Genomic DNA, 10,084 nt, shown 5'->3' with positions numbered 1-10,084 from the left:
AGAGGCTGTCCGCTCCGGCTCCTCCTGTGAGTCTGTCGTTGTCGGCGTTGCCCCAGATGGTGTCGTTGCCGTTGCCGCCTCGCAGCGTGTCTGCGCCTGGGCCGCCCCAAATGGTGTCGCCGCCGGCATGGCCGTCGAGTGTGTCGTCGCCTAGGCCGCCCCAGATCAAGTCGTCACCGCCGCCGCCTGTGACGGTGTCTGCTCCTGGGCCGCCGTTGAGCCGATCGGTACCCGAATTCGCGAGCAGTGTGTCATCACCCGCGGCGCCCCAGATGGCGTCGTCTCCTGGTCCGCCGTCGAGCGTGTCTGCGCCTGGGCCGCCCCACACTGTGTCGTTGCCGTCGCCCGCATTGACATCATCGTCACCGTTGCCGCCGATGACGATGTCGTTGCCGCCGATGCCGCGGAGGTCGTCGTCGCCGTCGAGCCCGCAGATCACGTCGTCGCCGGGAGTTCCACGAATAATGTCGTCACCGGACGTGCCGACGATCGTGCAGTCCGCCGTGCCAACCATCACGGTCACCTCAGCGGCGGCACAGTTGCCGAGCGAGTCGCACACCACGTAGGAGAACGAAACGGTGCCCCCAAGAGCAGTTGCGCTGTAGCTGACCACGGCGCGGCCGTCGGCGTCTTCAGTGACGAAGGCCGCCCCGTCGGATGGCGCTGTGGTAACGCTCAGCGTGGCGGGGTCGATGTTCTCGTTGGGATCGTGGTCGTTCGCGAGCACATCGACCTCGACCGTCTGGGACACGTCGACCCAGACCCAGTCGTCTTCGGGTTCAGGAACCGACTGCGCGACGACCGTCGACGGCGACAGGATCATCTCGTAGTCGTCGTCCACGACAGCGTCTGCGGTGTCGAGGCTGTACACCGAGTCCATGCCGGGTCCGCCGTGAATCGTGTCGATACCCGTGCCGGCGACGATGCGATCGTTGCCGCCGCCGCTGTAGATCGTGTCCGCTCCAGCGCCGCCGTACACCCACTCCACTCCGGCGCCGCCGAGGATGACGTCGTCGCCGCCCTTGCCGTCGATGATGTGGAACGCTCGCCAGTCCTCGCGGTCGGGCACGCACAGCACGTCGTCACCCGCAGTGCCCTCGATCAACGGCACTCCATCGGTACCGGTGACCGTGCAGCCCCCATTCACGGTGATCGTCAAGTCGGCGCGGCCGCCGAACCCCCACCCGTCGTACACCACATAGGAAGTCTCGACTGTGCCCCAGAACCCCGCATCAGGCGTGAAGGTCACCGCGCCGGTTGCGGTGTCCACGCTGAACCTACCGCCATCGACCGGCCGCACAGCAACCGAGCCGGGATCCAGCGCGCCGCCGGTCGAGTCTGTGTCGTTGGCGAGCACCGCGACCTGTACTGCTGTGCCACGCGTTGTGGTCGCGGTGTCCGCTGCCGCGCAGGGCGCCGTGCCCGGATATGCGACCAGCGGCTCAGTCATCAACAACGTATGCGTACCGCCGTCGGAGTCGACGCCCGTTGCGCGGGCGGCATACGCGCGCGGCGCGGGATCATCGCTCGCGGCAGGCGGCGTGGGCATCGTCCAAACTGCCTCGATGTCGCCGTCGGCATCCGCCGTGGCTGCGGCGACAGACGCAGCGGACACCGTGGCATCGCCCAGCGAAATGCCCGCAGTCGAGAACGCCACTGACGCACCCGCAGCGAACCCGCTGCCGCTCAGGGTGACCTGCTCGCCTGCGGAGATGAACTCCGCGCCGCAGCCCGAGCCCACCGCAGCGCGACGCACCAGCAACGGCCCCGAGGAATCCATCGGCGAAGTGCTGCGAGCCTCGGGCAAGCCCTCTTCAGCTACGCCCTCGCCAGTCAGAGCCTTCGTGCCTGTTGCCCCGGCCGACGGCACGCCGATTGAACTGCCGCGGAGTGCCGGTGAGGACGATCCGCGGCTGCTTCCTGACTGCGGCGATGGGTTCGACGGCAGCCCCGCCCCGTTCAGCATCACACTGGGTCGCCGAACTGCATCACGGATGAACTGCTCCAGCACCGCCGCATAAGTACGGTGCCCCGCTGCCGTCGGATGAAACGAGCCATCCGATGTGCCGATGCTGCTCTCCTCATCAGGCACATAACCACGGAGCCACGGTTCGGATGTGCATGGCGAATGCCGCTCCCAACGTGCAGGCTCGCCCGACGACGAGACCGCACCTGCCGCGTCCACATAGTGCACGCCGGCTGTCTCGGCAGCCCGACGGATCATCGAATTGAGTTCATCGGCGGTGTTCCGCAAGAACACCGCCTCGCTCGCCTCCAGATTCAAGCTGTCGCTGAACAGAAACGCCGCCAAGTCTGCCGGGAATGCCCACCACCCTGATACAGCGTGGTAATTCTGATTGGCGCGAAAAGCCTCGCAGGCATCACCTTCGATCAAGGTGACGTAATCGACGATCACTTCGACGCAATGCCGCGAGAGTCCAGCTTTCTCCAAGAATGATGTATTGCGTGTCGACTCGTAGTCGCCAATCACCTCAGGAGTGGCATCGGTGCATTCGTTCAAGACCGGCGTCAGATACGGATAGCCGAGCACGTACACCGAGGCATTGGGAGCTACCAACTTGACCTGCTGGAACACCGCTTCGAGACTCGTTCTGACCGACTCCAAGTCAGAGACCAAGTCACTAGGCCCACAACCGGCTGCGCTCTCAAGGCTGACGCAGCCGGCGATTACGTCACCGAAGCCCGCGTCGTTGCCGCCGATGGTGATCGTGATCATGTCCACATCGCTCATGGCCTGGACGTTCGCGAGCGACACGGCCTGTCGCGGTTCGAGAAACGACTCGTCTGCCGCGGAAGGGCGTCGAGAATCGGCCAAATCCGGGAGGGTGCTGTCGTTGTCGGGGTCGAGAGGGTGATAGATGTGGGCGGTCTCTGCGCCGGTGCACGCGAAGGTGTCGAAGGTGACGTCGATGCCGAGAGTGGTGTCGCCGAGGAATTCGTTCTTGAGCACCACCGGGTAGGCGAGGCTCCAGCGACGGCAGCTCTCACCAGCGGGATTGTCAGTGAGATAGCTCCCAGTGAAGCCGGGAGCGTCGTCACGGCCGGATTCGCCTGCTGAGTATGAGTCTCCGAGTGCGACGTAGTTGACGGCTTTGGCGAGGGGGACGCGCAGGGTGCTGGCTGGTTCGGGTGTGACGATGCGCTGGTTCTCGTCGACGGTTTCGAAGTCGTAGCTGCTGTCTTGGTCGGTGTCGAGCCAGACACGCAGCAGATCGTGCTGTTGGCGCAGCACGCTGACCGCTCCCGGCGGCACCAAGAACCGCACATCGACATGGCCGCGCGCGTCGGTCACGCAGATTCTCGAGTAACCCGGCGAAGGGACCACGTCGGTGGGCGGCACCGAGCACATCACCGCTGCGGTGCGGCTGGGGCCTGCCAGCATCGACACGCCTACCGGGGTTTCAGCGACGGGGTCCCGGCGGTAGATCGGCCCGCCGAATGTGTGCCCGATCACCTCGTCGGTTTGGGTGCGCAGGGCGAGCCGCAGCGACGTGTAGTGCCCCGCACGGCTGACCCGATCGCTCCACGGCGTCACCAGCGACACCTCAAAGCGCTGCGGCATCCCGAATGCGGTCTCGCCGTCCGCGCCGAGGACCCGGGACTCGAAATCGGACTCGAAGTCCACAAACGGCTCACCGCGGCCGTGGGTGCCGTCACGATCAGCGTCGATCCACGCCAGCAGCTGATGCATCTGCCCGATGCTGGCATCGGGAATGCGCACCAGATGGGTCGAACGCCCCGCGACATCACCCGTGATCGGGCGGGCGACCGAGTCGGCGACACAGCCCTGGCCCGTGCCGGTGGAGCGGGTCACCTGCTGGATGCCGGCACGGGTGATGCAATGGCCGCTGGCGCCCAGGCTCGACGCGGGCCCCGAGGTGACCTCCACCCCGACCGGCAGCCCCACCGCCTCGCTGGAGGCGGCGCAGGTCACGTCCACATCCACGAACACATGAGAATCGCCCCCATAGCCCGACTGGGCGAAATCGAACACCCCCGCCACAGAACCGGTCAACACGGCGCCTTCGCACGGCGCGACCCGCGACAGACCCGGCACAGTCCCGTCGTCGTCGATGATGGTGGCTGTCGCGGTGGTGTCCGCGAGCGTCGCGCCGGCGGAAACGGTCAGATTGATGCTGAACGTCTCGGTGCTTTCTGGGGTGTTGTCGTCGGTGACGGGCACGGCGATCGTCGCGAAGCGAGCGCCGGCGGGTATCTGCAGCGTCCCCGAGGAGCCCTGGTAGTCCGAGCCCGCAGCGGCGGTGCCCGACACGGTGCTCCATGGCAGCGAGACCGATGTGTCGGCGGTGTCGGTGCCGGGCTGGACCGTCACCGTGAACACAGCCTCGCCGTCGCCTTCGGTCACCGACGCGTCGGTGACCGACACCCGCGCCGGCTCGCAGAACGACACGCCCGCATCGAGCCTGACGTTCGGGACCGCAGAAAGCGACGCAGGCACACAGCCCGACAGCCGATTGCCGTCGAGCCACAGCCAGGCGAGGTTGGTGAGGCTGCCGATCTCAGCAGGCAAACCAGTCAACCGATTGCTGGAGAGATACAGCGTGGTGAGGTTGGCGAGATCGGCGATTTCGGCTGAGATCGCACCGGTCAGCTGATTGGTGTGCAGGTACAGGCGGGTGATGTTGTCGTCGGTGTTGGTGGTGACGCCGGACCGGTCCCGAACCGGTGCGGCGGTGCCCCAGTTGGCGTTGCGGGTCCAGTTCGACCCGCCGGTCGCGCTATAGAACGCCATCAGCGCGACGCGTTGCGCAGCAGGGGTGGCCGGCGTGTCGCGTGCGGTGCGTCCGGGGCGCCGCGGCTTGTCGACGCCGACAGTGCCGCGGATGGTGTCATCTCCTTCGGTGCCGGTGATCGTGCAATCCGCAGTGCTGGCCATGATCGTCACCTGAGCGGACTCGCAGGCTCCCAGCGAGTCGCACACCTCATAGGCGAACAACACCGTGCCGCCCGCCGGGCCAGCCGTGTGCTCCACCACCACGTCACCAGCCGCACCGAACCCAGCGGCGAACGGCGCCAATGCGCCTAGCGGGGTATCGGCATCAGCCCTGCGACCCCTCAGCACCCCGGCCGTCGGGCTCACCAGCAGCCGCGCGTTCGCGACCCATGAACTCCCGCCAACGCCGGTCCATGTCCTGTGCGTTGGATGTCCGGCGGTCGGTCAGTCCCTGTGACGATGCCGTTGCCGGGGCGCGCACCACGATCGTGCCTGCGAGCTTGTCGCGCCAGCCGCGCCGCTGGGGGTCCCACAGCACCGAGGCGTGCACCAGCATCCAAACGCCGAACGACGCCACGGCGAGCCACACCCCGGGGGTTCCCTCGGTTCCGCTCCACAGCGCCCATGTCAGTGCGGCGGCACCCACCAGCAGCGGCACCGCGCCGGCTGCCCAGCGCAGCAGTGCACGGCCAGGCATTGGCGGGCCGCTGTGGCCGAGATTCACCACTTTGACGCGTGCAATCCGCTGACCCGGAGTCGCGCCCCAGCAGCTGGCAACAATCGGCCCGCACACCACAAGAACCATCACAGCCATCGCCGTGGACGGCACCCAATGGAACGCGCTGTCGGCCACTGCTTCGCTATAGGTCGCATTGCCTCTATGCAAGTGATGCACGCCGTAGTTCTCCAACGCACCCAGCACCGACCACGTCCCCCACACCACGAACGGAGCCGCGCAGACCGCATCGACCAGCCACGCAACCGCACGCGCCAGCACACCCCCGCCCGCCGCCACGTGAACCTCGCCGCGCTCGGTCAACCCGCGGCGTCCCTCCAGCTCAGCGCCGGCGCCCGTGCGCGGGGCATTCACCACCACCGTGCCCGCAAGCCTGTCATGCCAGCCCCGCCAGTCGCGGCCCGATGTCATCGACGCTGCGAGCATCAACATCACCACGAGCCAGCCCACGCCCAGCGTCAGCACCCCCGCCGCACAAGGCAACAGCACTCGCAGCCATGACCTGCGGTACGAGACCCATCCGCCGTCCGCGAAACACACGACCCGGATCCCCACCGCCCGCTTGCCCACCGTCGCACCCCATCGCGCCACCATCACCGGCTCGTACAGCACCAGCACCCACAATCCCACCACGCCGCCGAGGCCCAGCAAGCGCTGCTCGACATTGCCGCCCAACGCCGCGAAGGAGAAGAAGATCAGTGACTGCGCAACCATCACAACAGCAGGCAACAACACGACCATGTCCAACAACCTGGCCCCATAACGCCGCTCCGGCTCCGCCAGCACGACCGTGCGGCCGTTGCCCAACCGGGCCTCACCGCCGCGGTAGGTACCGCTCATCGCAGCGACACTCCTGACGCTGGGCAATAGCACCAACCTCTGAGCCCTGGGCGAGAAACGGCAACCGGGTCGCGGCGGCAGCGATTGCGAACCGCAGCAGACTCGCAGGCACTGACCACCACTGGGTCGCCACAGCGCGTCGACAACGATTCGCGCAGGCCCATCGTCGATCACTCACAACCCGTCGTGGTGTCGAAGCGGACGCAGGTGTCGGCGCCCGGACCGCCGTCTGCGTGATCGACTCCATTGCCGCCGTCGAGGGTGTCCGCGTCGATGCCGCCCCAGAGACGGTCGTCGCCCGCGCCGCCTCGAAGCGTGTCCTCACCCGGGCCGCCGTGGAGCTCGTCGTCGTGGCCGCCCCCGTCGAGCGTGTCGACGCCGGGACCGCCCCACAGTGTGTCGTTCTGGGTGTTGCCGTCGAGATGGTCGTCGCCTGCGCCGCCGTGCAGCATGTCGGCACCGGCACCGCCGGTAGCGGTGTCGTTGTCGGCGTCGCCCCAGATGGTGTCGTCGCCGGGGCCGCCGCGAATCGTGTCCATGCCGGGGCCTCCCCAGATGGTGTCGCTGCCGGCGTGGCCGTCGAAGGCGTCCGCTCCGGAGCCGCCCCAGATCAGATCATCACCGCCGCCGCCCGTGACCTTGTCGTCACCCGCGCCGCCGTCGAGGGTGTCTGCGTCGATGCCGCCCTTCCGCCGGTTGTCGCCAGCGCCGCCGCGCATCGCGTCATCACCAGGGCCGGCCCGGATTAGGTCGTTCTGGTAACTCCGAACCACGGTGCATCCAATTGCTAGCCGGAGCCGCCGCTTGTTCGGCCGTCGCCGTTTGCCGAGCTGCGCAAAACGATGGTTCTTGCGGCTCTGTCGTGCAGACTGCTGCCGTTGCCGGGGCGCAGTCGGCCGGCGATGCACAACACGCCTGACATGAACGGCAGCCCCGCGACGACGCCGTAGAAGACCGCGTTCAGCAGCACCCATGCGAGGTCGTTCTCGGCGAAGGGAGTCTCGCGTCCTCCGTCGATGAAGGAGAAGATGTCGCCGCCGCGTCCGCCGTAGTCGTCGAGTAGCAGCGCTGCGAGCGCCTCCCAGGAGACCCACAGCAGCACGCCACCCCACACGACCGGGACTGCCCAGCGCACCAGCGCCTGGCAGAGCGTCGGAGTCCTGGTGGGATCGGACCGCTGTCGCACTCTGATCCCGAACATCAGCTTGCCCAACGTGCAGCCAGTCCGCGAGATCACTACCGGCTCATAGGCCACCAGCACCGCGCCCGCGACCCAACTCACGATCCAGTTCTGGGGGGGCCCCGCCGTGTCCCTCTCCCCCCAAATGTTCCAATACAGAAACGCCGACCAGGCGAATATGAAGTACGCGAGCGGAAGTCGCAGCAGCGTGTCGACGCATCTCGCGCCGAGCCGTCTGCCCAGCCCCGCCACGACGAGCGACCCATCCGGGTCGATTACGTCGGGCGGCGTAACTCCTGCTGCTGTGTTGCCGTTGCGATCCGGGTTTGTCATGGCCTGCCGGATGGCTCGCAGCTTGTTGTGGTGCCGGCGCGGCTGCAGGTGTCCGCGCCGTCGCCGCCGTCGAGGTGGTCGGTGCCGTTGCCGCCCTCGAGCGTGTCCGCGTCGATTCCTCCCCACAACCGGTCATCGCCCGCGCCGCCTCGCAGCGTGTCCGCTCCGGGGCCGCCGTGGAGCTCGTCGTCGTGACCTTGGCCGTTGAGGATGTCGTCGCCGGGGCCACCCCACAGCGCGTCGTTCTGGGTGTTGCCGTAGAGAGTGTCGCTGCCCGCGCCGCCATGAAGGCTGTCTGCTCCAGCCCCTCCGATGAGACTGTCGTTGTCGGCGTTGCCCCAGATGGCGTCGTCGCCATTGCCGCCTCGCAGCATGTCTACGCCCGGTCCGCCCCAGAGGACATCGTTCCCGGCGTGCCCGTCGAGGGTGTCGTCGCCGGGTCCGCCCCAGATCAGATCGTCACCGCCGCCGCCGGTCACGGCGTCGTCTCCCGGACCGCCGTCGAGGCGGTCGTCGCCAGCATTCGCGAGCAGCGTGTCGTCGCCGCTGTCACCCCAGACGGTGTCATTGCCGTCGCCTGCGTTGATGTCGTCGTCGCCGGGGCCTCGAATCGTGTCGTTGCCGCCTAGCGCGCAGATCACGTCGTCGCCGGGTGTGCCGCGGATCGTGTCGTCCCCCTCGGAGCCGACGATGGTGCAGTCGACAGTGCCGGCCATGATCGTCACCCGAGCGGACTCGCAGGCCCCCAGCGAGTCGCACACCTCATAGGCGAACAACACCGTGCCGTCCGCGTCAGGGGCCGTGTACTCCACCGCCGTGACGCCGTCAGCGGCGACGACAACCGCGGCGGTGCCGCTCGCAGGCGCCGCCGTGAGTGTCAGCGTGGAGGGGTCTAGGACCCCGTTGGGGTCGTGATCGATGCCCAGCACGTCGGCGCACACCGCGACCGGATAGAGCATCGCCGACAGCCCAGATCGCGCCATCACCGCTATGGCACGACATCGTCGGCGGAGCCGTCGCGCAAAGCGCAGCCATCGCGGCTGTCATCCTCGCCGCCCAACGGCGATCCCTCATCCATGAAGCGCTGCCAGCGCTCATCCATCGAGCCGTGTTCGCGTTTGCGCCGCCGCGCACGTCGCACCCCGGCACGACCCCCAGCGCCAGCACGCAGCGACACCGCCGACGCCCTGGTCACCACCACCGTGCCCGCAAGCCTGTCATGCCAGCCCCGCCAGTCGCGGCCCGATGTCATCGACGCTGCGAGCATCAACATCACCACGAGCCAGCCCACGCCCAGCGTCAGCACCCCCGCCGCACAAGGCAACAGCACTCGCAGCCATGACCTGCGGTACGAGACCCATCCGCCGTCCGCGAAACACACGACCCGGATCCCCACCGCCCGCTTGCCCACCGTCGCACCCCATCGCGCCACCATCACCGGCTCGTACAGCACCAGCACCCACAATCCCACCACGCCGCCGAGGCCCAGCAAGCGCTGCTCGACATTGCCGTCCGACGCCGCGAAGGAGAAGAAGATCAGTGACTGCGCAACCATCACAACAGCAGGCAACAACACGACCATGTCCAACAACCTGGCCCCATAACGCCGCTCCGGCTCCGCCAGCACGACCGTGCGGCCGTTGCCCAACCGGGCCTCACCGCCGCGGTAGGTACCGCTCATCGCAGCGACGCTCCTGGCGCTGGGCAATAGCACCAGCCTCGGCGTCCTGGGCGAGACACGGCAACCGGGTCGCGGCGGCTGAGATTGCGAACCGCAGCAGACTCGCAGGCACTGACCACAACTGGGTCGCCACAGCGCGTCGACAACGATTCGCGCAGGCCCATGGTGGATCACTCACAACCCGTCGTGGTGTCGGCGCGGATGCAGGTGTCGGCGCCCGGACCGCCGTCTGCGTGATCGACTCCGTTGCCGCCGTCGAGGGTGTCCGCGTCGATGCCGCCCCAGAGACGGTCGTCGCCCGCTCCGCCCCGCAGCATGTCTGCGCCTAGGCCGCCGTGGAGTTCGTCGTCGTGGCCGCCCCCGTCGAGCGTGTCGGCGCCGGGACCGCCCCACAGAGTGTCGTTCTGGGTGTTGCCGTCGAGGCGGTCATCACCGGTGCCGCCGTGGAGGCTGTCGGCTCCTGCGCCGCCGCTGAGGGCGTCCGCGTCGGTCCCGCCCCAGAGGCGGTCGTGGCCGTTGCCGCCCCGCAGCATGTCTTCGCCCGGGCCGCCCCACAGG

Annotated in this window: 7 protein-coding genes; all 7 read right to left on the bottom strand. The window is 68.0% G+C overall.

The genetic code is table 11. The annotated features are described in order from the left end of the window. Positions 1-5,122 (bottom strand): Ig-like domain-containing protein (locus ACOGXQ_RS00060; RefSeq protein ID WP_419943621.1); only part of this gene is annotated, 5,122 nt, incomplete at its 3' end. Next, positions 5,082-6,332 (bottom strand): RDD family protein, encoded by a 1,251-nt coding sequence (locus tag ACOGXQ_RS00055; protein WP_419943614.1) that lies wholly within the window; start codon positions 6,330-6,332, stop codon positions 5,082-5,084. The genes ACOGXQ_RS00060 and ACOGXQ_RS00055, both read right to left, overlap by 41 nt. 170 nt (positions 6,333-6,502) lie before the next feature. Continuing rightward, positions 6,503-7,105 carry a calcium-binding protein gene (locus ACOGXQ_RS00050; RefSeq protein ID WP_419943620.1) on the bottom strand — a complete coding sequence of 201 codons (603 nt, stop codon included), beginning with the start codon at positions 7,103-7,105 and terminating at the stop codon, positions 6,503-6,505. Between the two features lie 14 nt (positions 7,106-7,119). Then, the gene (locus tag ACOGXQ_RS00045) at positions 7,120-7,845 is read right to left on the bottom strand and encodes an RDD family protein (RefSeq protein ID WP_419943619.1); all 726 of its coding nucleotides are present in this window, start codon (positions 7,843-7,845) and stop codon (positions 7,120-7,122) included. Beyond that, complete coding sequence (locus ACOGXQ_RS00040) at positions 7,842-8,804, bottom strand: calcium-binding protein (RefSeq protein WP_419943618.1); 963 nt, start codon at positions 8,802-8,804, stop codon at positions 7,842-7,844. Before ACOGXQ_RS00040 ends, ACOGXQ_RS00045 begins: the two co-directional genes overlap by 4 nt. A 29-nt stretch (positions 8,805-8,833) precedes the next feature. Further along, positions 8,834-9,526 carry an RDD family protein gene (locus ACOGXQ_RS00035; RefSeq protein WP_419943617.1) on the bottom strand — a complete coding sequence of 231 codons (693 nt, stop codon included), beginning with the start codon at positions 9,524-9,526 and terminating at the stop codon, positions 8,834-8,836. A 170-nt stretch (positions 9,527-9,696) separates the two neighbouring features. Beyond that, positions 9,697-10,084 (bottom strand): calcium-binding protein (locus ACOGXQ_RS00030; protein WP_419943616.1); only part of this gene is annotated, 388 nt, incomplete at its 5' end.

This window comes from Candidatus Poriferisodalis sp., from assembly GCF_965208485.1.
Taxonomy (GTDB): domain Bacteria; phylum Actinomycetota; class Acidimicrobiia; order Acidimicrobiales; family Poriferisodalaceae; genus Poriferisodalis.
This window is presented reverse-complemented; position numbering and strand designations above follow the sequence as displayed.

What these genes read in the sequence shown, in the direction of transcription:
- ACOGXQ_RS00055 (WP_419943614.1), bottom strand. Translation starts at nt 6,332, where the DNA reads ATGAGCGGTACCTACCGCGGCGGTGAGGCCCGGTTGGGCAACGGCCGC.
- ACOGXQ_RS00045 (WP_419943619.1), bottom strand. Translation starts at nt 7,845, where the DNA reads ATGACAAACCCGGATCGCAACGGCAACACAGCAGCAGGAGTTACGCCG.
- ACOGXQ_RS00040 (WP_419943618.1), bottom strand. Translation starts at nt 8,804, where the DNA reads ATGCTCTATCCGGTCGCGGTGTGCGCCGACGTGCTGGGCATCGATCAC.
- ACOGXQ_RS00035 (WP_419943617.1), bottom strand. Translation starts at nt 9,526, where the DNA reads ATGAGCGGTACCTACCGCGGCGGTGAGGCCCGGTTGGGCAACGGCCGC.